Origin of the sequence: Flexivirga oryzae (assembly GCF_014190805.1) — a bacterium.
In the GTDB taxonomy this organism is placed as follows: domain Bacteria; phylum Actinomycetota; class Actinomycetes; order Actinomycetales; family Dermatophilaceae; genus Flexivirga; species Flexivirga oryzae.
Genome location: NZ_JACHVQ010000002.1, coordinates 1 through 23,622, shown reverse-complemented (window position 1 = coordinate 23,622; position 23,622 = coordinate 1). Strand labels below are relative to the sequence as shown.

Here is a 23,622-nt window from a genome sequence, read left to right as displayed (position 1 = left end):
TCGGATGGCTGAGAAACTGACCCACCTCAGGAACGACGGCACCGCGCACATGGTCGACGTCAGCGCGAAGGCCGTGACCGCGCGCGTCGCCGAGGCGCGGGGTCGGGTCCTGTTGTCCGCCACCGCGATCGACGCGCTGCGATCGGACACCGTGCCCAAGGGTGACGCGCTCGCGGTCGCGCGGATCGCCGGGATCCAGGCCGCCAAACGCACCCCCGATCTGGTGCCGCTGGCGCACCCGATCGCGGTGCATGCCGTCGCCGTCGACCTGACCGTGGCCGACGACGGGGTCGACATCGTCGCGGAGGTGCGCACCGCCGACCGCACCGGCATCGAGATGGAGGCGCTGACCTGTGTGACCGTCGCCGCGCTCGCACTGATCGACATGATCAAGGCCGTCGACAAGCACGCCCGGATCACGGACGTCCGCGTCACCGCCAAGGCCGGTGGTCGCTCCGGCGACTGGCGCGAAGGAGACCCGCGTGAGTAGTGCCTGGGTGATCACCTGCTCCAACCGCGCGTCCGCCGGAGTGTATGACGACCGCTCCGGCAAGCTCCTCGAAAAGGCTTTGCAGGACTGGGGTTTCACCGTCACCCGCAAGGTTGTGCCGGACGGTCCTCCGGTCGGTGACGCGTTGCGCGAGGCGGTGCAGGCGGGGGCGCGGGTCGTGCTCACCTCCGGCGGGACGGGCATCTCGCCGACCGACCGCACCCCCGAGGAGACCCGGGCGGTGCTCGACCACGAGGTGCCGGGCATCCCCGAGGCGTTGCGTGCCGAGGGCGTGCGTGGCGGCATACCGACCGCGTGTCTGTCGCGTGGCATCGCCGGTGTCGCCGGCCGGGCCCTGATCGTCAACCTCCCCGGCTCGACCGGCGGGGTCAAGGACGCTCTCGGTCTGCTCGAAGCCGTGCTGCCACACGCGGTGTCGCAACTGGACGGCGGCGATCATTAGCTCGCGCTGGTGGCCGGTCGCCGTCACCGGCGAGTGGCGCGGCTCGCGGATCGTGTTGCGCGGGCTGCGGGCTCGCGCGGACAAGAGGGAGTTCCTGGAGTTGCGCTCCGCCAACGCGGCGTGGACCCGCCCGTGGGACTCGACCGCTCCCGGCCCCAGCGCCGCGACCTCGATGAGCTACTCCCAGATGGTCCACGCGCAGGACCGGGAAGCGCGTGAGGGACGGCTGCTGCCGTTCGCGGTCGAGCGGGACGGCGAACTCGTCGGCCAGATGCACCTGTTCGGCATCTCCCGGGGCGCGCTGTTGTCCGCGTCCGCGGGCTACTGGATCGGGGAGCGGTATACCGGCCGGTCGATCACACCGTTCGCGCTCGCGCTGCTGATCGACCACGCCTTCGGTGACGCCGGGCTGCACCGGATCGAGGTGAACATCCGGCCGGACAACGACGCGAGTCTGCGTGTCGTGGAGAAGCTGGGGCTGCGCGAAGAGGGGCTGCGGAAGCGGTACCTGCACATCAACGGCGCCTGGCACGACCACCTGACCTTCGCGGTGACCGTCGAGGAACTCCCGAGCGAGACCATGGTCGAGCGCTTCCGTCGCCGCGTCGGGGGCTGAGCCGATGGCGCCGAAAGGTCGGCGGAGTACAGGAGTATGCCGATCGCGTGGTATTCGCCGCGCGCGGCATACCCGAAAGTTCGGCGGAGTAGGGGAGTATGCCGACCGCGTGGTATTCGCCGCGATGGGCATACTCACGGTGTGCCGTCAGCGCCGGGCGTGGTGGAGCGCGTCATACAACCGGCGGACCTGCAGCAGGAACTCCTGCGGCATCAGCCGCAGCCCGATGACCGGGATCCGTAGGACCCGCTCGCCTGCGACCACCCGCTCGTTCTGCCGCAAGGCGTCATCGACGGGGTTGAGCGCAAGGGCATGGTGACCGCCGTCGATCTCGACCACGAGCCTGACGTCGTCCCACCGGACATCGAGATAGACGCGGCCCTTCGGACCCTTGTGCACCGCCTGCCGCGTCGGCTCAGGCAAACCGACCCCACGCGCCATCCGCGCGAAGTCGAGCTCACCCAAGGAATGTGCACCGTCGGTCACGTCGGCGATCACCGCATCCAGGAACGACCGCCGCGCCGATCGGTTCACTCCACGCCAGGCCAGCCCGAGCCGCGCCGGAGTCGTCAGCCGCTGCTGCACCGGCAAACAGATCAACAACGCCGCCTGGCGGTCCGACACCGCCCACTGCGCCGCGTGGATCGTGCCGATCTCGGTCGAAACGCGCGGGATTCCCGCACCGACGACGGGCGCAGGATGATGCAACCGATGCGGGCGCACGCCGGCCACCGGGTGATGTCGGTTTCGGGCGGGCAACGACACGTCGATCACCGATGTGGTGAAGCCGGTCATGCCGGCCGCACCCAGCGCGCTGGCTCCGTCGAGCCGCGCCCCGGAGCCGGTCTCCCAGACCGCACGCCACCGCCGTGCGACGATGCTCAGCTCGGGTGAACCGACGGCCACGGTATGACGCCCCGACCGGAACCACCGCCCTGCTGCGATCTCGGTCCGAATGCCGTGACGGTCGATGCCGTGCCGGGCCAGCGCGAGGCGATGCACCACGCCACCGTGTTCCGCCGCGAGCTCGGTCGCGACGGAACGCCGGTCAGCGCCATACCTCTTGGGGCGGCCGACCACGAGGTGCCTGACGGCTGCGGACTCACCTGTCATCTGGACGATCCTGACGGACCGGGCGATTCGCTGCAGGGAGGCTGTGGAAAACCCGGTCTCGCGTTGTCGCGAGTATGCCGATCGCGGCACACTCCGCGCGCCCGGCATATCCCACGCACCCTGTCGCTCGTGGAGTATGCCGATCGCGGCGTATGCCACGCGATCGGCATACTGAAACGCTCGCCTGGCGACGCTCGGGCGTGGGAATCAGGTGAACGGTGTGACAACTGTGAAAGTGTATGTCGCACAACGGAACTCGCCTGACCATCACCCACCTGGCATATGAGGCGTTGCTGTGCAAGCAGCGACACACCGCGGACGTCCACGGATTGCAACGGTTTTGGCTCTAACGTCTGTCCCGTGCAGCAGCCGAGCAGCCTGATCTTCCTGGCCATTGTCGTCATCTGGGCTGCCTATCTGTTGCAGCACTGGATCCGTCGCCGCGAGGCCTTGGCCACGGCTCGATCCGTCGACCAGTTCAGCGATGCGATGCGGGTGCTCGAACGTCGTGAGCACCCGATCGAGATCGAGGGCATGGCCGAGCAGACCGCCGACACATCCGAGGCCGGCCGACCGTCGGCACCGCAGGCCCGCGACAGCGTGCCGCGCCCGTCACTGCGAGCAGGGACCGTCATGACCGGAGAAATCCAGCCCCCCGTCACCGAAGAACCGATCGCACCGGACACGCGTCCGGCCGACGCGCAGGGTCCGAGCAAGCGGCACCGCCTCGCGCAGTCCGCCGCCACCGCGGGCTCGCCGAAACTGCGTGCCATCGCCCTCGTGCTGAGCGTTGCGATCCTGCTGATCACCGTCGTGTGTGCGCCGTTCGGCGCCGTGCCGTGGTGGTCGCCGATCCTGATGCTGGCGGTCTCCGGCGGCGTCTTCTACTGGTGCCGCGCCTCCGCGATGGCCGCTGCGGCCGCCCGGCGCCCGGCGGCACGCGCTCCGCAGCAGGCGTCCCGGAAGGCAGCGGACCAGCCGGCACCGCAGCAGGGGCCCGGCCGCGGTCTGCGTGGCGCCGCGAAACTGCCCAGGCGCAAGACCGCAGCGCCGCTGCCCGTGGTCAAGGCGACCATGCCGGCGCCGTCCCGGATGGCGCAGGCCGTCGCCCCGCAGCCGCCCGAGGAGCAGGTCTTCGACGTGCGCGCCTCCGCCTCCGCACCCGCGCAGCCGCAACCCGCGCCGGTCCGGGCCCCGGTGGCGGACAATGCCGACGCGTGGCAGCCCGTGGCGGTGCCGCCCCCGACATACACCATGAAGGAGCGCGCCCCGGAACGCCCGCAGCAGGCGCCGGCGCCCACCTCCAACCCGAAGTCCTACGAGCACGTGGCCAACGAGGACCTGCCGTTCGATGGGCTCGCGCTCGACCAGGACCTGGACGACCTGCCCTCCGTCTTCCGCGCCGGCTGAACGCCGCGCGGCGAGGGCAGCCGACACCAGGCGGCCGATTTAACCGATCGGGCTCCGGGTGTTAAAGTTGCTCTCGCTTCCTGGGGCATTGGCGCAGTTGGTAGCGCGTCTCGTTCGCAATGAGAAGGTCAGGGGTTCGAATCCCCTATGCTCCACAGTTTGTTCCCGTGGGCCCCGTCACTGACGACGGGGCCTTCGGTGTTCTATCAGGCACAGTCGACGCGGGAGCATCCGATGAGCAGACCGGCGAACCCGGAGACGATCTTCACCTACGGCGCTCCGCAACTGAAGTGCGGATCCGGCGCCTCCGCCGAGATCGGCTACGACCTGAGCCGCACCGGTGCGCGCCGGGTGCTCGTGGTCACCGACGCCGGTGTCGCCGCGACCGGCACGCCGCAGCGGGTGGCTGAGCAGCTGGGCGAGTTCGGCATCGAGGCGCAGATGTATGACGGCAGCCACGTCGAACCGACCGACGAGAGCCTGCGAGCGGCGGTGGATTTCGGTCGCCAGCACGGCCCCTTCGACGCGTTCGTCGCGGTCGGCGGCGGGTCGGCCATCGACACCGCCAAGGCGATCAACCTGCTGACCACGAACCCCGGTGAGCTGCTCGACTACATCAACGCGCCGATCGGTGCGGGCCGGGCGCCGCAGCAGCCGCTCAAACCGCTGATCGCCGTGCCGACGACGACCGGGACCGGCAGCGAGAGCACCACCGTCTGTGTGCTCGACGTGCTCGACCAGCACGTCAAGACCGGCATCAGCCACGCCATGCCGCGGCCCACCCTGGCCGTGATCGACCCGGACCTGACGGTCAGCCAGCCGGCCGGTGTCACTGCGTCGGCGGGCATGGACATCCTGTGTCACGCGCTGGAGAGCTACACGGCAGCGCCATACGACAGCTTCGAGCGCAAGCGGCCCGAGCAGCGCGTGCCCTACTGCGGCGCCAACCCGATCGCCGACATGTGGTCGGAGAAGGCGATGAGCCTGCTGGCGCAGTCGTTCCGGCAGGCCGTGCATGACGGGTCGGACACCCGGGCCCGCGGCGACATGGCGATGGCCGCCACCTTCGCCGGGATGGGTTTCGGCAACGCCGGAGTGCACATCCCGCACGCGAACGCCTACCCGATCGCCGGCCAGGTCCGCGACTTCCACCCGAAGGACTACCCGGCCGACGAGCCGATGGTTCCGCACGGTATGTCGGTGGCGCTCACCGCGCCGGAGGCGTTCCGCTACACCTTCCCGGCGGCCCCCGAGCGTCACCTCCGGGCGGCACAACTGCTCGAGCCCGGTGCCGCGCAGCCGGACGACGCCGCGGACTTCCTTCCCTCGGTGCTGATCCGGCTGATGCGCGACATCGGCATACCGAACGGCATCGGGGCCGTCGGCTTCGGCCCGGCCGACATCGACGCACTGGTCGAGGGCGCCGCCAAACAGCAGCGGCTGCTGACGATCTCCCCGCGCCCGGTCGACGATGCCGCGCTCGCCGGCATCTTCGAACGCTCGCTGCAGCTGTGGTGAGTGCCGTCACCCGTCGGACAGGGCTTCGATGTTCACCATCGGCGACATGACCTGCCGGTCGTCGGTGCGTGCGTCGGGCAGGTAGTAGATCCGGCACCGGACACCGTCCACCAGCGCGTCGTACCCGGTGCGGGACACCCGGAACCGCGCATCTCCGAGCACGTAGTAGTGGTCGTCGCCGCCACCCATGGCGAAGTAGTCGCCGCCGACCTCGTGTTTGCGGGTGACGACGCCGTCCAGGTTGGCCACGACCCCGGAGGACACGTTCCTGCCGAAGCCGCCGTAGTGGGGTATGACGAACCCGACCCAGCCGGTGACGAACGCGAGGAACGCCACGGACAGTGCCGTGCCTCCGCTCAGCGTGCCCGTTGCGGCGCCGTGGATCAGGAACGCGAGTGCGGCGAAGCAGCCGATCTTCGGCACCCAGCTGTTGCGGCGCGACGAGCGCAACCGCGTGCGCAGCCGCCGCCGCTGGGCCGCGGTCAGCCGGCCCGCCCGGTTCGCCGGCAGCGCGTCGAGGTCGAAGCTGTTCGCCGCGACCAACCGGGCGGTCAGGGCGACGGGGTCGTTGTCCATGGGGACGCTCCTGTCCGCCGTCACACGCTCGGCGTCCGCCGCCGGCGGGCCAGGACGAGCGCGGCTGCCAGTGCGAGCAGCACCACGATCGCGATGGCAAGCCACAGGGTCAGGTGGGAGCCGCTGGTGGCCTGCGGATCGACCGGTCCCGCCGCGGCCGCGGAGCCCGCAGCGTTGGACCCGTCCGCCGTACCCGCCGCGACCACTCCGCTGCCCGTCGACCCCGGTCCGGCCGACGCACCCGGATCGTTCGCCGCGCCACCGCCGTTCGCGCCACCGTTTCCGGGAGCGCCGTTGCCGCCGCCGTTGCCTCCTCCGTTACCGCCGCCCGCGCCGGGGTCAGCGGCGCCGGAGGTGCCGCTCGCGGTCGAGTTCGGTCCCGGCGTCGTCGTGACATTGCCGACGCCGCAGTCACCGGCCGCATGGCCCTCGGTGCCGGAGCTGGTGCAGGTGCTGTTCGGCGGAGGGGTGGGTGTCGTGCTGCAGGTGACGATGGCGCAGGGGTTGATGCTGGGGATGAGGTACTTCACGGTGTGCTGCACCGCAGCGGCCGAGACCGCGTTGTAGTTGGCGTCGCCGGAGTACGCCGCGGTGATCGCGTGCTTACCGGGAGTGAGCTTGGTCGTGTCCAGCCAGGCCCGAGGGCTGATGAACGGCGCTCCTGGCATGACGGTGGCGAACCCGAGGGGCTGGCCGTTGTCGTAGAACTGAACCGTCCCCGTGGGTCCCGGTGCGTGTCCGGTGGCGCCGAAGATGTCGGTGAACCGCACGGACTTGCCGGAGGCGGACTCGGTCGAACTCTGGTCGAGCTTGGCCGGGAGCGAGGCCTTGGTGACGGTGAACGGCTGGTCGCGGTGGTGGGGGCTGAAGGTGTCGTCCCCCAGATAATGGGCGGTCAGCGTGTAGGTGCCCGCGGGCAGTGTGACGACGGCCGAGGCGGGAGGCGTCTGCGACTGCGCGTGGAGGTGCGCCACCGGGACGAGCGTGCCACTGCCCAGCTTCTCGGTGCGGCCGTTCCCGGCGAGCGAGAACTCGACCGTTCCCTTCGGGGTGTCACAGTTATGGACGCCGATGCAGCCGAGCGTCACGTCGCGTACGTAGGCCGCCAACGGCACCGTGCCGCCCACCGCCACGGGACTGAGCGAGGAGACGAAGTTGACCGTTGCCGGGTCGGTGCCCGTGGCATGCGCCGGCGCAGCGGATCCGATGAACTGGCCGAACATCGCGGTCGCCAGTGCGACCAGGATCACGGCGGCATGCCGAAGCTGGGTGCTCATGATCGCCAGGTTCGCCCGGTCGGGGCCGGGCCGCATCCGTGGCGCACTACGGAGATCCTGCACCGTTGTCCCCGGAGGACATCAGTTGGCGAAGTTTCGCCTCGGCGACGGTGAGCAGGTTGCTGGTCACCTTCTCGTCCAGGCCGAGGCGTATGGCGATCTCGGCGTCGCTCAACCCGAGGTCCCGGAGGAACAATGCGAACCCGTACGTGCCGGGCAGGTGCGCGATCGCCGACTGCTTGTCCATGGCACCAGACCCAACTCCCCGCAGGGGCGTCATACATCCGTGACCGACTACGGAGCCGCGGAGACCGCCGGTTCCCACTAACCTGACCGCATGGCAGCGCGATGGCCGTTGGTCGGGCGCGCCGAGGAGCTGGCGCTGGTGTCGGAGGCGCTCGGGGATCCGGCGGGGCGATGCGTCGTGCTCTCCGGCCGGGCCGGTGTCGGCAAGACCCGCCTCGCGCGGGAGCTCGCCGACAACGCCAGAGGCCAACGCTGGCAGGTCCGTTGGGCGATCGGCACCGAGCAGACACGTGAGGTTCCGCTCGGTGCGGTTGCGCCGTTGCTGCCGGGCACGATGCCGGACGCGGGTGACTCCGACCGCTTCCGGCTGCTCGGCTGGGCCCGCCGGTGTCTCACCGCCGGAGGCTCGTCGCGTGAGTTGCTGGTGATCGACGACGCGCCGCTGCTGGACGATCTGACCGCCGCCCTCGTGCAGCAGCTGGTCCGTGGTGGCGATGCGGTCCGGCTGCTACTCACCGCCCGTGACGACGACATCCCGGCCTGGCTGGCCGCGCTGGCGCGCGACGACCGCGTGGAGCACGTGCAGATCCAGGAGCTGGCCGAGGACGACGTGTCGGTGTTGACCGAGTCGGTGCTGGGCGGCGCCGTGGACGCCGCAACACTGGCATTGTTGTGGGCGCACAGCAGCGGAAACCCGCTCTGGCTCAGGCAATTGGTTGCACAAGGCACCGACGACGGAGCATTGCAGCGTCGCGCCGACGTCTGGCGCTGGGACGGCCCGATCGGCGGTGGTGGTCTCCGGCAGTTGCTCGCCGACCGGATGGATCGGCTGCCGGAGGACGAGCAACGGGCGCTGCAGATCGTCGCCGTCGGTGAGCCGCTGCCGCTCCCCGTCGGGGATGAGCTCGGGGTCGGGCGGCAGATCGACGAGCTCGCACAGCGGTCGCTGATCGAGGAGGACGGCACCGGCCGGCTGCGTATGGCGCATCCGTTGTACGGCAGTGTCGTGCGCGCTGCGCTGGGCACGCTCGCGAGGACCACCATCGAACTCCGGCTGGCCGACGCCTTCACCCGGCGCAGACTGGTGAGCGGCCCCGACGTGGTGCGGGTGGCCGGCTGGCGGCTGGAGGGCGGCGACATCTCCGACAAGGCCCTGATGGTCGATGCCGCGCAGCGTGCGTTGCTGCTCGACGCCGGCCTCGCCGAGCGGTTCGCGCGGGTGGCGGTGAGCGGTGCCAAGCCCACCTTCGAGTCCATGCACGTGTTGGGCCGTGCACTGTTCGACCAACGGCGTGGCGCAGAGGCGGACCGGGTCTACCGGCGTCTGTTGCGCAGCCCGCTGACCCGCGAGGAGCGGATGGGTGTCACGCTCGAGACCGCGATGTCCCGTGCCTGGAGTCAGCACGACGCCGCGACGGCGGTCCGGCTCCTCGTGGAGGCCGAGCACGATCCGGAGTTCGCGCCCTACGTGCCGCTGATCGCCGGCATGCGGGCTGCGGTCGAGGTGTTCCGGGGTGCTCCCAACGCCGCCCTGGACGCGGCACTCGACATCGCGCAGGACCCTGACGGCGAGGTCCGGGTCCGCGTCCTCGCCTCGCTGGCGGTGGTGCCGGCGCTCGTCATTGCCGGTCGCGTCTGCGAGGCGGTCGCGCTGGTCGAATGGGCGCGTGCCGCCGCGCCCAGCCAGGAGTTCTCCGGGGCGGTGCCGTACGGCCCGACGTACGCGAACGCGCAGCTGGAGTGGGAGTACGCGTATGCCCTGCGCTGGTCCGGGCAGATCGGGGAGGCCGTCAGCACCGCGACCGACTCGTTGCACCGTGCGGCTCTCGAGACCGCCCGGCACACCCAGTCCTACGGCTTGCTCAACGCCGCCGTGGGCGGGGCGTCGCTGGCGGCGGGAAACGTCCGGGGCGCCCTCGGCGCCCTGCGCGCCGCGGCGTCGGCGCTGCGTGAGTCGGACGCGAACGGCACCGTGGTCTCCTGCCTGGCGGATCTGGCGCGCGCGGAAGCGCTGGCCGGCAACACCGATTTCGCCAGGGAGGTGCTGGACGAGGCGAACGATCGGCTGACCCCCGCGACCTGCATCTTCGCCGCATCGGTGGCGCGAGCCCGCTCGGTGGTCCTGGCGACAGCGGGGAATCTGCCACAGGCACGGAGCGAGGCCATTGCCGGCGCCGAACGGGCAAGGAACGCAGGGCAACTCGTGCTGGAGGCGGCCTGCCTGCATCTCGTCGCGCGATTCGACGATGCCGCCGCGGTGGAGGAGCGGCTCGCCATACTCTCCGGTGCGACGGACGCGGGGCTCGTCGCGCTCTTCGCGGCGCATGCGGCTGCGTCCGCGGGCGGTGGCGCCGGTGAACTTCGAGCGGTTGCAGAGCGTTTCGCCGAGGCGGGCGCGTTGATGCTGGCGGCGCAGGCGAGTGCCGAGGCCGCCCGTGCGGAGCGTCGGGCCGGTCACGCGGCGGCCGCCAACCGGATGGCGCAGGCGTCGCGGGCGTATTCGGCGCAGTGTCCCGGCGCCCCGAAGCCGCTACTGCTGGTCGAGCCGATCGCGTTGACCGCGCGGGAACGCAACATCGTGGACCTGGCCCGGCGGGGCAGCACCAACCAGGAGATCGCCGACCTGCTGGTGGTGTCGGTGCGCACGGTGGAGAGCCACCTGCAGCACGCGTACCGCAAGCTCGGGGTGGCCGGCCGTTCCGAGTTGGTGGCGGCACCGGAGGAGCCGGGTTAGGAACCCGTCACAGCCGCCCGAGCGCCGCCTGGGCGAGGACCTTGTCCGCCGCGAATCCCTGCTGCTTGGACATGGTGGGTCGCAGGATGGTGAAGCTCAGCGCGACGTCGCCCTTCTTGACCGCGAAGACGTCCCCGACGTTCGAGCCGCTCTTGTCGGCCTTGAACGACTGGGTGAAGGCCTTGTCGCCGACGCCCGACACCTTCTGCAGCACGAACGCATCGGTCATCTGCTTGTCGTCCATGCTGCCGTAGATCTGGTCGAACTGCCCGAAGACGTCGACATACACCATCTCGACGGGCAGGTCCTTGGTCGCCTGCCAGTCACACGCGGTGGGCTGGTCCTTGTCGTGCTCGGGGGCGCGTACCGGCTCCCCGAGGGCCTTCGCCGCTTCCGCCGGGGTGATGAGCTTGCAGGTGTCCACGTCGGAAGCCTTGACGGCCACCTGCTGCGAGGCCTTCGCGCCGGTGGAGGCGGCCGAGGCGAGCGCGTGCGAAGCCGGTGGCGACGCGGCGCCCGCTCCTGACGGCGCACCGCCTCCCGACGAACCGCCTCCGCCGGAGCAGGCGCTGAGCGACATACCAAGGACGACGATCGCGGCGAGGGTGCACGGGCGTGTGTTCATGCATCGAAGGTAGGTATGCCGAGCAGGGCCGGCATCCGTGTCGCACTACGGAGAAAGCGCATCCGCGAACCCGACGGCGGTCCGTAGAAGGTGCGGTATGGCGCACTTTCTGCAGGGTGCACCGAATGGGCGAGCTCAGTCGGGTCCGGCGACCAGTTCGATGTTGACCATCGGCGACATCACCTGGCGTCGGTCGGTGGGTGCGTCCGTGAGGTAGTAGATCCGATAGGCGCGGCCTTCGACGAGTGCGGCATACCCGTCCCCGGAGACCAGGAACCTCTTGGTGCCGAGAACGTAGTAGTGCGAGCAGGACTCGCTGCTGCCCTGGTAGTCCGGCCAGCCGTCCCGTTCACGCGTCACGTGGCCCTCGGCGCAGGCGACCCGACCCGCGTCGATGTCCCCGCTCAGCCGCCGGTAGTGCGGCCGGACCAGACCGAGCCACCCGGCCACGGACGCGAGCAGCCCGATGGAGACTTCTGTGCCGGTCTCCAGGCTGCCGGTGCACAGGCTGTAGGCGAGCACGGCGAGGGCCAGCGCACAACAGGTGGTCGGGACGATACTGCTGCGGCGTGATGCGTGCAGCCGGGCCCGCAGCTGCTCCTGCTGCGTGGGGGTCAGCCGCCCGGCCCGGTTCGCCGGCAAGGCGTCCAGGTCGCAGGAGTTGGCGGTTGCCAGCCGGTGGGTCAGCGTCGCGGGGCTGCGGACGCCGGCCGCGGGTGGCACGGCGCTGTGCAACGAGGGTCTGTGGGGGACACGGTGCGCAGCGTCCCTGGCCTGCGTCGTCATACCAACGAAAATAGTTTCCGCGCAACGAAGCAGCTTCAGTAGTGAGCTACTGAGATTCGGTGAACGCAGTGGGCCGACCCGGACGGGGCGCCCAGCCCGGCCGCGTGTCCAGCGCAGAGGGAGGACGCTCCCAGGCAGCTTTCAGCAGGTTCTTGTATTCATCGAATCAAGAATTGGGCGGTGTGCCCTTCGTGGACGACCGGCCACCCGAGCGGCGATGGGACACACGATGCGGTCGGCACAATGGTGGATCAGTCCAGTCGGCGCCGGGCAGCACCATGCATAGCCTGCTGATCGCGATCGCGATCGTGGCATCGATCGGGATCAGCTACCGGACCAAGATCAACACGGGCTGCTGGCGATCGTGTTCGCTTATCTCATCGGCGTGTTCGTCCTCGGGATGAAGCCCGCCGAGGTGACCGCGTTGTGGCCGGTCCCGATCTTCTTCACGATCTTCGCGGTGACGCTGTTCTTCTCGGTCGCCATCGAGAACGGCACGCTGGAGAAGATCTCGCACCCGGATGTTGCACCGCTCGCGCGGACTCGCATGGGGGCTGGCGGTCGTCTTCTTCGTGACGGCTGTGGTCGTCGCCGGGCTGGGAGCCGGCTTCTACGCCGTGATGGTCTTTCTCGCGCCCGCCGCTCTCGTCATCTGCTCCCAGGTGAAGATCGAACCGCTGCTCGCCGGGCTCGCGGTGATCGTCGGCGCCCAGGTCGGCTCCAACCTGATGACCAGTCTCAACGGCATCGTCTTCCGCGGGTTGTTCCAGAAGCTCGGCTATTCGGAGTCGCGGGCGTTCGGGATCTCCTTCGCGATCTTCGTCGCCTACCTGGTGCTGACGCTGCTGGTGATCGTCGTGATGACGCTGTACTTCCGCAGGAAGGCGATCCGCCGCGGCGAGCAGGCACGACGTGAGGATCTGGTGGTCGCCGAGCCGGAGCCGTTCGACGGTCACCAGCAGGTGACCCTGCTGCTCATCGGGATCTTCCTGCTGCTGGCGTTGGTGCCGTCGATCCTGCACGTGCTCTTCTCGCACGTCGACGTGTTCGGCAGTTGGGCGACCAACGTCGATCCGCCGTTGCTGAGCATCGTGCTGGCGGTGGTGGCGATGTTGTGCGGCACCGCGGACAGCCACCGGGTGATCGCGCGGGTGCCCTGGGGCATCCTGATCATGATCAGCGGGATGGGCATGCTCATCCAGGTCGCCGTGGCGGCCGGGACGATCACGCAGATCGCGAACTGGCTGGGCGACGGACACCTGCCGACCTACCTGGTCCCGGTGTTCCTCGCACTGGTCGCCGCCGTCATCACGGCCTTCAGCAGTTACATCGGGGTCACCGCTCCGGCGCTCTTCCCGGTGGTGCCGACCCTGGGGCGGTGACGCACCTCAACCCGACCCTGCTGTTCGTGTGCGCCACGATCGGGGGTCTGTCGATGGCGGTCTCGCCGTACTCCGAGGGCGGTGCGATGGTGATGGGTTTCTCCCCGGAGGACCAGCAGGATGCCATGTACCGCAAGGAACTGCTGGTCGGGCTGCCGGTCATGGGCGGCTCGGCACTCGTCGCCAGCCTGCTCCTGACCCTGGTGTTCCATTAGGCCCCGATCGATCCCGCGCTGGCCGGGGTAGCCGATCCGCCGTCGCCGCGCTGGCCGAGTAGCCATGGGGGAGCGCAGCGGGGGAACGGCGTATACAGGTCGCCACCCGCGCTGGCCGAGTAGGCGAGCCGGCTATTTGCGCTGGCCGAGTAGCCGTGGGGGAGCGCAGCGGAGGAACGGCGTATCGAGGTCGCGTCCCCCGGGTGGCCAAGCAGCCGTATGCCGCGCCGGCCGAGTAGCCGATCCGACGCGCTGCTGAGTAGCCGCCCCCACGCGCTGGCCGGGGTAGCCGTGGGGGGCGAAGCGGAGGCCGAGGTCCCCCCACGCGATGGCCGAATAGGTGACCCGACGCGCTGGCGACCCGGCCATTTTGCGCTGGCCGAGTAGGCGTGGGGGAGCGCAGCGGAGGAACGGCGTATCGAGGTCGCGTCCCCGGGTGGCCAAGCAGCCGTATGCCGCGCCGGCCGAGTAGCTGACCCGACGCGCTGGCCGAGTAGCCGATCCCACGCGCTGGCCGAGTAGCCGTGGGGGAGCGCAGCGGAGGAACGGCGTATCGAGGTCGCGTCCCCCGGGTGGCCAAGCAGCCGTATGCCGCGCCGGCCGAGTAGCCGACCCGACGCGCTCGCTGAGTAGCCGATCCCACGCGTTGGCCGAGTAGGCGTGGGGGAGCGCAGCGGAGGAACGGCGTATCGAGGTCCGCGCACAGTTTTTGGCGTACTTCCGATACGTTTCAGAGCGAACGTATCGAAGAAATGTTCGCATAACCTCTGTACTTCCTGAACGCCACCCGATAGAATCATGACAACGAAACCACCCAGGGGACAGGGGGACTCGATCACCATGGCCATCGACTCACCCCTGCGCATCCCCGACCAACCGGTACCAGTGGAACCGGATACGACTTGCTGGGACGGGCCCGATCCCGCCCGGCGGCCGGAGCCGGGTTTGGGACCCCGCCTCCTGGACCAGGTGACCGCGACCGTCCAAGCGTTGGATGAGTTGCCGGGTGTGTTGGAGCAACTCGGGGACGACCAGGAGGCCGACCTCGTCGGGGTCCTGTTGCGGCTGCAGGCGAGGGCCGGGCAGGTCGCGACGGTGGCGACCGCGAACGCTTTGGACCGGGGCGTGTTGTTGACCTCGGACGCGGCGAATGCCACCCAGTGGGTCACCGGGTGCGCAGCACGGGCGGGGACCAGTATTGAACCGTCGGCGGCGTCCACCATCAGTGTGGTGGCGCAGGCGTGCCGGGACCGGCGCAACCATGTGATCGCGTCCGCGGTCCGCGACGGGTCCTGCACCCTGGCCACCGCCCGGACCGCGTTACGGCAAACCGCGAAAGTCGCCGAAGTGTTACCGACCGCGGCCCGCGAAGACATCCAGGCGTGGTTCCTGCAACTGGACCCGGCGCTGGGGTCCCGGGGCGTGACGGAACTGACCCGGCGGATCATCGCCAACTATGCCGCGGACAAACTCTCGGCCGAGGATGCGCACCTGGAGAAGGTGGAGTCGTTGACCTGGCGGACCCTGCCGACCGGGATGATCCGGTTGATCGCGGACCTGTGCCCCGCCAACGCCGCCATCCTCAAACAAGCCATCACCGCGTTGTCCGCACCCCACCCCGCCCAAACCAAGCACACCAGCACCACCGAGACCACGGGCGGGACCACCACCAGCCAGGAAAGCAACCCCACCGACGCCGCCGCCGGTGTCGCGGGCGACAGTGACTCCGGGCCCACCCACGACGCGGACACCACCACCGGTGACCTCCAGGACACCACCGGTGACACCGGTGACACCGGTGACTCGACCGGTCACGCCGGTGCCGCGTTCGGCCTGCACCCCGACGTCCAGCACGACGACTGCGACGGTGACGTCAATCGCGCGGCCTCCGGCGCCACCAGCACGGGCGGCACCAGCACAGGCGCCGCGACCGGGCGGGTGCGGGATGAACGGACCCCGGGCAAACGGCGGGTGGACGCGCTGATGGACCTGGTCGCCGCAGGCGCCAAGACCGTGTGCGGGGACGGGATGGGCATCGGCGCCGGCGCCACCGTGTTGGTCACCATGGACCTACACCGGCTCCTCACAGACTTGGACGGTGCCATCACCATCGGCGGGGAGATCCTCGACGCGGGTACCGCCCGCCGCCTGGCGTGTGACGCGGACCTGATCCCCGTCGTCCTCGGCACCAAGAGTCAACCCCTGGACGTGGGGCGTGAAAAACGGTTGGCCACCAAAGCGATACGGGCCGCCGTCGTCCACCGAGACATGGGATGCACCTTCCCCGCGTGCGACCGACCCCCGGGTTACTGTGAGATCCACCACATCCTGCCCTGGTGGGCCGGCGGTGACACCGCGTTGGACAACTCTGCCATGCTCTGCCGCCGACACCACCAGATCGTCCACCGGCACGGCTACACCGCCACCATCACTGCCGACGGGGTGCACTGGGACCTGACCGACGGCGCCATGCCCGGCTGGGCCGCCGACAAGGTCGCCTGAACATCAGACCGGACGGGACCTCGATGCGGGCTCGTTCCTCGCCCTTACTCGGCCACCGCTGAAATGGACTGCGCGGGGTGATGATTCGGCCAGCGCTGGTGTGTGCGGGACCTCGATGCGGGCTCGTTCCTCGCCCTTACTCGGCCACCGCTGAGATTGCCGCCGCTGAAGTGGACTGCGCTGAAATGGGTTGCGCGGGGTGATGACTCGGCCACCGCGGGTGTGTGCGGGACCTCGATCACGGTCTCGCCTAACGGCTCGACCTACTCGGCCACCGCGGGTGTGTGCGGGACCTCGATCACGGTCTCGCCTAGCGGCTCGACCTACTCGGCCACCGCTGCTTACTCGGCGACCGCAGAAACGGGCTGTCGGCGCCGCGTCGACATCACGGGCTGGTGACGCCGAGTTCCCGCGCGGCGAGTGCAGCCTGCACTCTGTCGCGAACCCCGAGCTTCGCCAGCACCGCTGCCACGTGGGTCTTCACCGTCGTGGTGCTCAGGTAGAGCTGGGCCGCGATCTCCGAATTGGTCAGGCCACGACCGAGCAGGCCGAGCACGTCGCGCTCACGCGCGGTCAGTCGCTCCAGACGCGGGTCCGTGGGGCGCGGCGCAACCCCGAGGTATGACGCCACCAGCCGATCCAGCACCTGCCGGGCGAGCGGGAGATCGCCGGTGACGACGTCGCGCACCGCCCGGACCAATTGGTCCGGGTCGACGTCCTTCAGCAGGTAGCCACTCGCGCCGGCACGCAGGGCCGCGACGACGTAGTCGTCGACGTCGAAAGTGGTCAACACCAACACCCGTGGCGGATCGGGCAGCGCCACAACGGCGGCGGTGGCATCGATGCCGTCGAGCACCGGCATCCGGACGTCCATCAGCAACACGTCGGGTCGCAGTTCACGGGTCCGCTCGACGGCAGCGCGCCCGTCGGCGGCCTCACCCACGACCTGGATGTCATCGTGCCGGTCCAGCATCAGTACCAGGCCGTTGCGGACCAGGGCCTGATCGTCGACCACCAGCACCCGGATCGGACCGGTCATCGCTGCTCCAGCGGAAGTGTCGCGCACAGCCGCCAGCCGGGTGCGTCACCGCGGGGTCCCGCGGTGAGCTCACCGCCATACAACTCGACCCGCTCACGCATCCCGCGCAACCCGTAGCCACCGCTCGTCGCGCCGCCCTCGCCGCCGCCATCGCCGCCGCCGGAGTCGAGCACCGTCACCTCGATCGCCGCCTCGGAACGCACGACGCGGACCCGGGCCGACCCGCCGTTCGCATGCCGCCGCGCGTTCGTGAGACCCTCCTGCACCACCCGGTAGGCGGTCAATTGCACGCCGGGAGAACTGATTCCGTCGAGGTCGCCCACAACCTCGAGCTGTCCGTCGACACCGGCGACCAGGGAGCGCAGATCATCCAGACCAGGCATCGGGTCGCCCGGACCTGGCCCGTCGGTCAGCAGGCCGAGCTGCCTGCGCAGTTCGGCCAGCGCGTCCCGCCCCGCAGAGCGCACCCGGAGCACCGGCTGCAGTGCGGGCGCGGCGGGAGGCAGCAACGCTTCGGCGGCACCGGCTTGCACGAGCATGACACTGACCGAGTGCGAGATGACGTCGTGCAGTTCGCGGGCGATCCGGTTGCGCTCTGCGGCGGCCGCGGCCGCCGCGTGGTGGTCCCGCTCGACGGCCAACTCCGCGGCGAGCTCGCGCACCCGCCGGGTCTGCGCCCGGGAATGACGCAGCAGCCCGCCGGCCAGGGCAGGCACGCCGATCAGCACGAGCGGGGTGATCCACACGTCCGCCCACGACACCTCACCGTCGCGCAGGCGGGCACTCGTGGCCACCTGGAGGATGTATGCCGCCACGAGCAACGCGAGGACGCCCGCAAGGCGTAGCCGGCCGCCCAGGTTCGCGCCCGCGGAGAACGCCAGCACCAGGACCGCCACGAATCCCCAGAGGGGAGTGGTGGTTTCGGGTAGCAGCCCGAATCCGGCGAGTCCGGCTGCGGCGACCACGCACATCAGCAGCGGCGCACGGCTGCGCAGCGCGATCGCACCGACGGAGAGCAGCACGAAGAGTTCGGTGACCGGGTGGAGCAGCTCCGGCCGCCGTGCGGTGTCGGCCAGCCCCGCCACCAGGAGCACACCGGCGAGCGCTGCATCGAGCAGCTGTGGATGCCGGCGGATGCGCTGCATTTGCACACGATAGAACCGAGGTCGGCCTGCGCGCCTCGTTCTGCAGGATGAGACCGCATCGTTCGCACGGCACCGCGATCCGTCCCGGTGGCCGAGGCGCCGAGGGCTGCGCCGCTCCTAGCGTGCTGGACGTCCCCGCTCCGATCGCGACGCAACCCAAGGAGAACCCTCATGGCCACACCCGTTGCGCAACAGGCCCAACCGATCTCGTCGACTCCACCGCCCGCGTTGCTCGGGCGTCGAGTCGGGTTGACCTGTCTGGTCGTCGCACCGCTGCTCGGGGTGACCGAGGCAGCGATCTCGCCACTGCGAGACTCCAGCACTGCGGCCGATCTTGCGGCGATCGACGCCAACCGCGGTGTGTTCGTCCTCTCCGTGCTCGTCGGCCTGCTGGGCACGGTGCTCTTCGTGCCAGCGTTCGTGTGGCTGGCACAGGCGTGCGTGGGGCGCAGCCCCGTGGCGGCGCGGATCGGTGGCGCTGTCGCGGTCATCTCGATGATGGGCTTCACCGGCGTGCGCGCCATACAAGGCGTCGAACTGCAGGCCGTGCAGAACGGGTTGCCCACCGACACCGCGGCCGGACTCATCGACGACATGTCGGGCAACCCGATCGGGGTCGTCGTGTTGCTGATGTTCCTCGGCGGCACGGTGGTCGGCGTCGTGTCCCTCGCGGTGGCGACCTGGCGGGCGCGGCTGGCGCGGCCGGCCAGCGTGCTCCTGCTCGCCTTCCCGCTGCTCGATCTGGGTCTGGCCGGCAAGGCAGGCACCGTCCTCGCGCACGTGGTCCTGTTCGGCGCGCTGTGCTGGTTCGCGGTCAGCCAGGCCGGACGGTCCGGTCGAGTCGGGCACGCATCATCGTGATGAACTCCTCGATGGCGGCGTCGGATGCCGCACGGTCGCCGTCGATGAGGGTGTCGAACAGCAGACCCTGCCCGACGGCGAGGGTGAGCCGGGCGAGGGTGCGCGCGGACGCCTCGTCGGTGAGCGTGGTGTATGCCGCCTCGAACGCCGCCTGGGTGCGCGTGACCAGCGTCCGTCCCAGCTCCTCGGCATACGGCTTGCCGTACATCGCGTGCGACGACAGCTCGAAGTAGAGCGCACCGAAGGTCTGTGCGTGCTCCGCCGCGATCCGCCAGTTCTCCCGGCCCGCCTCGAACGGGTCCGGCTCGGTCGCGAAGAGGTGGTTCAGCACGGCGGTGTCGGTCTCGACCACGGACTCGATGACTGCCACGAGCAGGTCCTCTCGCGAGCCGAAGTGGTAGTGCAGCATCCGCTGGCTGGTGCCGATGGCTGCCGCGAGGGTGCGCAGGCTCGTGTCACGCACACCGTGCTCGGCGAAGTAGCCGATCGCCTTCTGCAACAGTGCTTCTCGCGGGCTGCTCACCCCTCGGGCCGTTCGGCGAGGCCGGCGATGGTCTGGCCTTCGGACTGCATCATCCGGCGTGCCTTCGCCGACAGCAACGGCCGGATCGCCCACGCCAGCGGACCGGACCAGTCGAGGGCGAGCCGGATCCGGTTGCCGTCCCCGTCCGGCTCGATGTCGTGTGAGCCGGTGGTGGCAACTCCCGGCACCCGGCCGACCCAGGTGAAGCCCTGCTCCGGCTCCCACCGGGTGATCTCGTAGACCGCCGTGGCAACCCCGGGTTGCCGCACCTCGAAGCGACTGCCGACGTCCGTCGGGGTAGGGCCCCCGACGTGCCGGACGGACTTGAAGGTCGGCAGGTGGTCACCCCAGCGCTCGACGTCTCCCAGGTAGTGCCACAACCGCTGAGCGTTCGCGGTGGAGGGCTCGCTGATCTCCATCATGTATCAAACGATACATACGCACTGGATGCCGAGCGACCGGAATTGCGCCGTCGGTGCTTGACTGTGACGTTACGTCACAGTCAATGATCGAAGCATGCGAGTCAAAGAGCTGGCGGATCTGGCCGGCACTACCGTGCGGACCATCCGCTACTACCACCAGATCGGGTTGCTGCCGGTGCCCGAGCGGATCGGCGGGGTCCGCGACTACGGCATGGTGCAGCTGGCGCGGCTGGTCCGGATCCGCTGGCTGGTCGGCTCCGGGGTGCCGCTCGTCTCGGTGCGAGCGATGATCGAGGAGTCCGGTGACGACCCGGACGAACGCAACGCGATCCGCACCGACCTCGCGGTGACACTCGCCGGGGTGGATGAGCGCATCGGCGAACTGGGCCGGCAGCGACAGCAACTGGTCAACCTGCTGCGTACGACGGGGGAGGGCGGGCCGGTGTCCCCGATGCCGCGGGCGGTGCACGAGATGTACGACCGGCTGCTCGCCCGGGCCGGTGATCCCGAGGTGGCCGCGCTCATCGCAGCCGAACGGCAGGTGGTCGAATTCGCCTGCTACCGCACGGAGCTGCCGTCCATGATCACCGACCTCGCGGAGCATCTCACCGACGAGCAACTTGATCTGATCCTTCCGCTCTTCATCGAGTTCCGGGATCTCAGCCGGTCCGTCGACACGTTGCCCGAGGCCGAACGGCTCCGCCGGGTCGAGGAGATGGCCGAGCACTCCGTCGACTTCCTGGCAGCACTGGACCTCACACCGGGTCAGGTGCGCGGCATGCTGGAGCAGGCGTCGCAGAGCTCGGGCGAGTACGTCGGCTATGCGACCACGCAGCTCTTCCCCGAGGACCTGCAGAAGTCCTTCATGCACGAACTGGAGAGCGGGCTGCTCGAGCGCGGCCTGCTGCCGCCCGAGTCGAAAGGTGCCGTGTCATGACCACCCCGTCCACGAAGGCACGCGCCGTGGAGCAGTCGCCGACGACCAACCGAGTCATCGAGGTCGTCGGCCTCACCAAGACGTTCGGCAGGTTCCGGGCGATCGACGGTCTCGACCTGGCCGTGTCCCGCGGCACCGTGCACGGATTCCTCGGGCCGAACGGCGCCGGCAAGACCACGACCATCCGGGTGCTGCTCGGCCTCTACGGGCGGGATGCCGGGGTCGTGCGCGTGCTCGGCCGTGACCCCGCCACTGACAGCGCGACCGTCAACCGTCAGGTGTCGTATGTCGCCGGCGAGGTCGCACTGTGGCCCACGCTCACCGGGCGGCAGGCACTGGACGCGCTGGCCGGACTGCGGCGGTCCGCCGGCGGCGACTACGACGACCAGCGCGAGAGCGCCTTGATCGAGGCGTTCGCACTCGACACCAGCAAACGGATCCGTAAGTATTCCAAGGGAAACCGGCAGAAGGTCATGCTGGTGGCCGCCTTCGCGGCGAACACCGAGCTGCTCATCCTCGACGAGCCGACGTCCGGCCTCGACCCCTTGATGGAGCGCACCTTCGGCGAGTGTGTGGAGCAGGCGACCTCGCAAGGACGCACCGTCCTGCTGTCCAGCCACATCCTGGGCGAGGTCGAGCAGCTGTGCGACGCGGTGACGATCATCAAGGACGGCCGGCTGGTCGAGACCGGCCAGCTGTCCCAGATGCGGCACCTCGCGGCGTCCACGATCAGTGCGGTGCTGTCGGGGGACGTCGCCGACCGGGTCGTCGACGAGGTCCAGGACGTGCTCGGCACTAGAGTCGAGGTCGCCCGTAAGCCGTTGTCGGACGGCAAGATCCGCGTGGAGGCCAGCGTCCCGCAGGAGGCTGTCGACCGGGTGTTGCAGGTGCTCCTGGTGGCACACCCGACCGATGTGCGGTGCACACCGGCCAGCCTGGAGGACCTCTTCCTGCGGCACTACAAGGTGGCGGCGAGATGAGCGCGGCGCACGGAACCGGCCCGGCCCGGGTCGCCCTGCGGACCCACCGTCGGCGCATCCTCGCCTGGACGCTGCCGTTGCTCGGGCTCCTCGCGGTGGTGGCACCGTCATACGCCTCGACCTACCCGAAGCTCTCCCAACGCCAGCACCTCATCGAGAGTCTGGGCGACAACGCGGCGACCCGGCTGCTCTACGGTCCGCTGCCGGACCCGGGCACCATCGGGCAGCTCGCGGCGTGGGAGATGGGCACCTACCTGATCATCGCATCGTCGATCATGGCGCTGCTGCTTGGTGTGAGTTTTGTTCGTGGTGCCGAGGATTCGGGTGTCGCCGAGCTCTTGCAGGCCAGCGGTCACGACGGGCGCGACCGGTTGCGGGGTGGGCTGACTGCCGTCGCGGTCGTCGCCGTCGGCTTCGGTCTCGCGGTCGCCGCTGTCGGTGTGGCCGAGCTCCCGATCGTCGACGAGCTGACCTGGCAGGGCGCCGTCGGGCTCGGTGCCGTGACGGCATGCTGCAGTCTCTGCTTCGGGCTGATCGGTCTGGCCGCCGGGGAGTCGGCGGACAGCACCGGGCTTGCCAAACTGCTCGGATTTCTCGCGCTGGCAGTGGCTTTCGCACTCCGTGCGGTGGCCAACGTGCACGGCGTCACCGCGCTTCGCTGGGTCAGTCCGCTCGGCTGGAAGGACGTCGAGGCGCCATACACCGATGACCGGTGGTGGAGCCTGCTCGTGTTCGCCGCGCTCTGCGGAGCGGTCGGCGCAGGTGTGTGGCTGATCGGGCGCGGCCGGGAGTACGCGACCGCGCCGCTGCACGACCGGGCAACCAGCGACGACCGCCTGCAGGTGCGCTCCGCGCTCGCGTTGACCTGGCACCTGGAGCGCGGACGCTGGCTGAGCTGGACCGCGGTCTGCGCCGCACTCGCCGCGTTGTTCGGTGGGATGAGTGGCAGTCTTGTCCAACTACTGCAACGGGATTCGTCGACCGCCAAGCTGATGAGCGACCTGACCGGCGAGCACCGACTCGACGCTGCGTTCTTCTCCTTCGCCGGGGTGCTGCTGGCCCTGCTGGCCGGCTGTTACGCGGTGCTGACGGTGCTGGGCAGCGGCACCGACGAGGCCGACGGTCTGCTCGAGGACGTGCTGACCTGTGGCGTGGCACGGCGGACACCGCTCGTGGTGCGCGCGGTGGTGGCGGTGCTCGGGTCGCTCGCGATGCTGGCGGTGGTCGGCGGCATCGGCGCGCTGGTGACGATGACCCAACTGGACGACGCCGCCGCAGGACGCAACTTCGCCTACACCGTCGGCCAGTGGCCGGCGGTCCTGGCGCTCACCGGTGTCGGTGTGCTCCTGGTCGGTGCGCGCCGCACCGTTGCGGTCGCGACCTGGATCCCGGTCGCCGGCTCCGCGGTGCTCGTCCTGATGGGCTCGGTGCTGCACGCGCCGCGCTGGCTGCAGGTCAGCGCCGTCTTCTCGCACGTGCCCGACTACGCGGACGGAAACGGACCGAGCACAGGGGTTTTCGTGCTGCTCCTGTGCTTCCTCGTGTGCGTTCCGCTGGGTGTCGTATGGCGCTCCCGGCGCGACCTGATCCCCGACTGACCCAGCACGGTCCGGCGGTGCCGCCGGCTCACCGGCGCATCCCTCAGTGACTGTGCCGGGGCAGGCCGCGGCGTTGGGCGATGCGTTGGAACTCGACGGCGTCCTCGATCACCATGCCGGTGTCCATCTGACCGACCCCGGCACGGTGCAGTTGCTGCCACGGT

At 69.9% G+C, this 23,622-nt stretch carries 24 protein-coding genes and 1 tRNA gene; 14 read left to right on the top strand and 11 right to left on the bottom strand.

Annotated elements, in window-relative coordinates:
- Window positions 1–4 precede the first annotated feature (4 nt).
- From moaC to FHU39_RS13120, 3 genes are read left to right on the top strand one after another with little or no spacing between them, the layout of a single operon-like run.
- Entirely contained in the window at window positions 5–490 is a 486-nt protein-coding gene (moaC, locus tag FHU39_RS13130; protein ID WP_183321076.1) for a cyclic pyranopterin monophosphate synthase MoaC, read from the top strand.
- Complete coding sequence (locus FHU39_RS13125) at window positions 483–953, top strand: MogA/MoaB family molybdenum cofactor biosynthesis protein (protein ID WP_343065886.1); 471 nt, start codon at window positions 483–485, stop codon at window positions 951–953. The genes moaC and FHU39_RS13125 overlap by 8 nt, the downstream gene beginning before the upstream one ends.
- A 52-nt stretch (window positions 954–1,005) precedes the next feature.
- Window positions 1,006–1,569, top strand: a complete 564-nt coding sequence (locus FHU39_RS13120; protein ID WP_343065885.1) for a GNAT family N-acetyltransferase — start codon at window positions 1,006–1,008, stop codon at window positions 1,567–1,569.
- Between the two features lie 147 nt (window positions 1,570–1,716).
- Here the strand turns inward: FHU39_RS13120 and FHU39_RS13115 are convergent, their stop codons facing one another.
- Entirely contained in the window at window positions 1,717–2,682 is a 966-nt protein-coding gene (locus tag FHU39_RS13115) for an endonuclease domain-containing protein (protein ID WP_221185524.1), read from the bottom strand.
- A gap of 360 nt (window positions 2,683–3,042) precedes the next feature.
- On the opposite strand from FHU39_RS13115, the gene FHU39_RS13110 reads away from it, so the two are divergent.
- The 3 genes from FHU39_RS13110 (at window position 3,043) to FHU39_RS13100 (ending at window position 5,610) form a co-directional block, all read left to right on the top strand.
- On the top strand, window positions 3,043–4,092 hold the full coding sequence (locus FHU39_RS13110; protein WP_183321074.1) for a hypothetical protein: 1,050 nt from the start codon (window positions 3,043–3,045) through the stop codon (window positions 4,090–4,092).
- Window positions 4,093–4,174: 82 nt separating this feature from the next.
- Window positions 4,175–4,247 (top strand) — tRNA-Ala (locus tag FHU39_RS13105).
- 79 nt (window positions 4,248–4,326) lie between these two features.
- Window positions 4,327–5,610 (top strand): hydroxyacid-oxoacid transhydrogenase, encoded by a 1,284-nt coding sequence (locus FHU39_RS13100; protein WP_183321073.1) that lies wholly within the window; start codon window positions 4,327–4,329, stop codon window positions 5,608–5,610.
- A 6-nt stretch (window positions 5,611–5,616) separates the two neighbouring features.
- Here FHU39_RS13100 and FHU39_RS13095 read toward each other — a convergent pair whose 3' ends face one another.
- The 3 genes from FHU39_RS13095 to FHU39_RS13085 are packed head-to-tail and all read right to left on the bottom strand — an operon-like array spanning window position 5,617 to window position 7,710.
- Window positions 5,617–6,186: a hypothetical protein gene (locus tag FHU39_RS13095; protein ID WP_183321072.1), complete on the bottom strand. Its 570-nt coding sequence runs from the start codon at window positions 6,184–6,186 to the stop codon at window positions 5,617–5,619.
- 20 nt (window positions 6,187–6,206) lie between these two features.
- Window positions 6,207–7,463 carry an Ig-like domain-containing protein gene (locus FHU39_RS13090; RefSeq protein WP_183321071.1) on the bottom strand — a complete coding sequence of 419 codons (1,257 nt, stop codon included), beginning with the start codon at window positions 7,461–7,463 and terminating at the stop codon, window positions 6,207–6,209.
- Between the two features lie 46 nt (window positions 7,464–7,509).
- The gene (locus FHU39_RS13085) at window positions 7,510–7,710 is read right to left on the bottom strand and encodes an RNA polymerase sigma factor (protein ID WP_183321070.1); all 201 of its coding nucleotides are present in this window, start codon (window positions 7,708–7,710) and stop codon (window positions 7,510–7,512) included.
- 90 nt (window positions 7,711–7,800) lie between these two features.
- Between FHU39_RS13085 and FHU39_RS13080 the strand changes: the two genes are divergently transcribed.
- On the top strand, window positions 7,801–10,443 hold the full coding sequence (locus tag FHU39_RS13080; RefSeq protein ID WP_183321069.1) for a LuxR C-terminal-related transcriptional regulator: 2,643 nt from the start codon (window positions 7,801–7,803) through the stop codon (window positions 10,441–10,443).
- Between the two features lie 7 nt (window positions 10,444–10,450).
- On the opposite strand, the gene FHU39_RS13075 is transcribed toward FHU39_RS13080, so the two are convergent.
- The 3 genes from FHU39_RS13075 to FHU39_RS24715 form a co-directional block, all read right to left on the bottom strand.
- Entirely contained in the window at window positions 10,451–11,068 is a 618-nt protein-coding gene (locus tag FHU39_RS13075; RefSeq protein ID WP_183321068.1) for a hypothetical protein, read from the bottom strand.
- Between the two features lie 135 nt (window positions 11,069–11,203).
- Entirely contained in the window at window positions 11,204–11,854 is a 651-nt protein-coding gene (locus FHU39_RS13070) for a hypothetical protein (protein ID WP_183321067.1), read from the bottom strand.
- A gap of 372 nt (window positions 11,855–12,226) precedes the next feature.
- Window positions 12,227–12,352, bottom strand: coding sequence for a hypothetical protein (locus FHU39_RS24715; RefSeq protein ID WP_281379734.1), 126 nt, complete (start codon window positions 12,350–12,352; stop codon window positions 12,227–12,229).
- A 23-nt stretch (window positions 12,353–12,375) separates the two neighbouring features.
- Here FHU39_RS24715 and FHU39_RS13065 point away from each other — a divergent pair, with 23 nt between their 5' ends.
- From FHU39_RS13065 to FHU39_RS13055, 3 genes are all read left to right on the top strand, one after another.
- Window positions 12,376–13,236 carry an SLC13 family permease gene (locus tag FHU39_RS13065; protein WP_183321066.1) on the top strand — a complete coding sequence of 287 codons (861 nt, stop codon included), beginning with the start codon at window positions 12,376–12,378 and terminating at the stop codon, window positions 13,234–13,236.
- Complete coding sequence (locus tag FHU39_RS13060) at window positions 13,233–13,451, top strand: hypothetical protein (protein ID WP_183321065.1); 219 nt, start codon at window positions 13,233–13,235, stop codon at window positions 13,449–13,451. The genes FHU39_RS13065 and FHU39_RS13060 overlap by 4 nt, the downstream gene beginning before the upstream one ends.
- A gap of 969 nt (window positions 13,452–14,420) precedes the next feature.
- Window positions 14,421–15,953: a DUF222 domain-containing protein gene (locus FHU39_RS13055; protein ID WP_183321064.1), complete on the top strand. Its 1,533-nt coding sequence runs from the start codon at window positions 14,421–14,423 to the stop codon at window positions 15,951–15,953.
- A 385-nt stretch (window positions 15,954–16,338) separates the two neighbouring features.
- Here the strand turns inward: FHU39_RS13055 and FHU39_RS13050 are convergent, their stop codons facing one another.
- Together FHU39_RS13050 and FHU39_RS13045 are read right to left on the bottom strand one after the other, a co-directional pair.
- Window positions 16,339–16,992, bottom strand: a complete 654-nt coding sequence (locus FHU39_RS13050; RefSeq protein ID WP_183321063.1) for a response regulator — start codon at window positions 16,990–16,992, stop codon at window positions 16,339–16,341.
- The gene (locus FHU39_RS13045) at window positions 16,989–18,137 is read right to left on the bottom strand and encodes a sensor histidine kinase (protein ID WP_183321062.1); all 1,149 of its coding nucleotides are present in this window, start codon (window positions 18,135–18,137) and stop codon (window positions 16,989–16,991) included. Before FHU39_RS13045 ends, FHU39_RS13050 begins: the two co-directional genes overlap by 4 nt.
- A gap of 171 nt (window positions 18,138–18,308) precedes the next feature.
- Here FHU39_RS13045 and FHU39_RS13040 point away from each other — a divergent pair, with 171 nt between their 5' ends.
- Window positions 18,309–18,998 carry a hypothetical protein gene (locus FHU39_RS13040; protein ID WP_183321061.1) on the top strand — a complete coding sequence of 230 codons (690 nt, stop codon included), beginning with the start codon at window positions 18,309–18,311 and terminating at the stop codon, window positions 18,996–18,998.
- Here the strand turns inward: FHU39_RS13040 and FHU39_RS13035 are convergent.
- Entirely contained in the window at window positions 18,952–19,521 is a 570-nt protein-coding gene (locus tag FHU39_RS13035; RefSeq protein WP_183321060.1) for a TetR family transcriptional regulator, read from the bottom strand. The genes FHU39_RS13040 and FHU39_RS13035 overlap by 47 nt on opposite strands.
- A complete protein-coding gene (locus FHU39_RS13030; RefSeq protein WP_183321059.1) occupies window positions 19,518–19,943 on the bottom strand; it encodes an SRPBCC family protein in 426 nt (141 codons plus the stop codon). The genes FHU39_RS13035 and FHU39_RS13030 overlap by 4 nt, the downstream gene beginning before the upstream one ends.
- Before the next feature lie 94 nt (window positions 19,944–20,037).
- Here FHU39_RS13030 and FHU39_RS13025 point away from each other — a divergent pair, with 94 nt between their 5' ends.
- From FHU39_RS13025 to FHU39_RS13015, 3 genes are read left to right on the top strand one after another with little or no spacing between them, the layout of a single operon-like run.
- Window positions 20,038–20,880: a MerR family transcriptional regulator gene (locus tag FHU39_RS13025; protein WP_183321058.1), complete on the top strand. Its 843-nt coding sequence runs from the start codon at window positions 20,038–20,040 to the stop codon at window positions 20,878–20,880.
- A complete protein-coding gene (locus tag FHU39_RS13020; protein WP_183321057.1) occupies window positions 20,877–21,860 on the top strand; it encodes an ABC transporter ATP-binding protein in 984 nt (327 codons plus the stop codon). The genes FHU39_RS13025 and FHU39_RS13020 overlap by 4 nt, the downstream gene beginning before the upstream one ends.
- Complete coding sequence (locus tag FHU39_RS13015) at window positions 21,857–23,458, top strand: hypothetical protein (RefSeq protein ID WP_183321056.1); 1,602 nt, start codon at window positions 21,857–21,859, stop codon at window positions 23,456–23,458. The genes FHU39_RS13020 and FHU39_RS13015 overlap by 4 nt, the downstream gene beginning before the upstream one ends.
- The last annotated feature ends 164 nt before the right edge of the window (window positions 23,459–23,622 follow it).

Coding starts and splice junctions, on each gene's coding strand:
- moaC (WP_183321076.1), top strand. CDS start 5: ATGGCTGAGAAACTGACCCACCTCAGGAACGACGGCACCGCGCACATG.
- FHU39_RS13115 (WP_221185524.1), bottom strand. CDS start 2,682: ATGACAGGTGAGTCCGCAGCCGTCAGGCACCTCGTGGTCGGCCGCCCC.
- FHU39_RS13100 (WP_183321073.1), top strand. CDS start 4,327: ATGAGCAGACCGGCGAACCCGGAGACGATCTTCACCTACGGCGCTCCG.
- FHU39_RS13095 (WP_183321072.1), bottom strand. CDS start 6,186: ATGGACAACGACCCCGTCGCCCTGACCGCCCGGTTGGTCGCGGCGAAC.
- FHU39_RS13090 (WP_183321071.1), bottom strand. CDS start 7,463: ATGAGCACCCAGCTTCGGCATGCCGCCGTGATCCTGGTCGCACTGGCG.
- FHU39_RS13085 (WP_183321070.1), bottom strand. CDS start 7,710: ATGGACAAGCAGTCGGCGATCGCGCACCTGCCCGGCACGTACGGGTTC.
- FHU39_RS13080 (WP_183321069.1), top strand. CDS start 7,801: ATGGCAGCGCGATGGCCGTTGGTCGGGCGCGCCGAGGAGCTGGCGCTG.
- FHU39_RS13075 (WP_183321068.1), bottom strand. CDS start 11,068: ATGAACACACGCCCGTGCACCCTCGCCGCGATCGTCGTCCTTGGTATG.
- FHU39_RS13070 (WP_183321067.1), bottom strand. CDS start 11,854: ATGACGACGCAGGCCAGGGACGCTGCGCACCGTGTCCCCCACAGACCC.
- FHU39_RS13065 (WP_183321066.1), top strand. CDS start 12,376: ATGTTGCACCGCTCGCGCGGACTCGCATGGGGGCTGGCGGTCGTCTTC.
- FHU39_RS13050 (WP_183321063.1), bottom strand. CDS start 16,992: ATGACCGGTCCGATCCGGGTGCTGGTGGTCGACGATCAGGCCCTGGTC.
- FHU39_RS13045 (WP_183321062.1), bottom strand. CDS start 18,137: ATGCAGCGCATCCGCCGGCATCCACAGCTGCTCGATGCAGCGCTCGCC.
- FHU39_RS13040 (WP_183321061.1), top strand. CDS start 18,309: ATGGCCACACCCGTTGCGCAACAGGCCCAACCGATCTCGTCGACTCCA.
- FHU39_RS13030 (WP_183321059.1), bottom strand. CDS start 19,943: ATGATGGAGATCAGCGAGCCCTCCACCGCGAACGCTCAGCGGTTGTGG.
- FHU39_RS13025 (WP_183321058.1), top strand. CDS start 20,038: ATGCGAGTCAAAGAGCTGGCGGATCTGGCCGGCACTACCGTGCGGACC.
- FHU39_RS13020 (WP_183321057.1), top strand. CDS start 20,877: ATGACCACCCCGTCCACGAAGGCACGCGCCGTGGAGCAGTCGCCGACG.
- FHU39_RS13015 (WP_183321056.1), top strand. CDS start 21,857: ATGAGCGCGGCGCACGGAACCGGCCCGGCCCGGGTCGCCCTGCGGACC.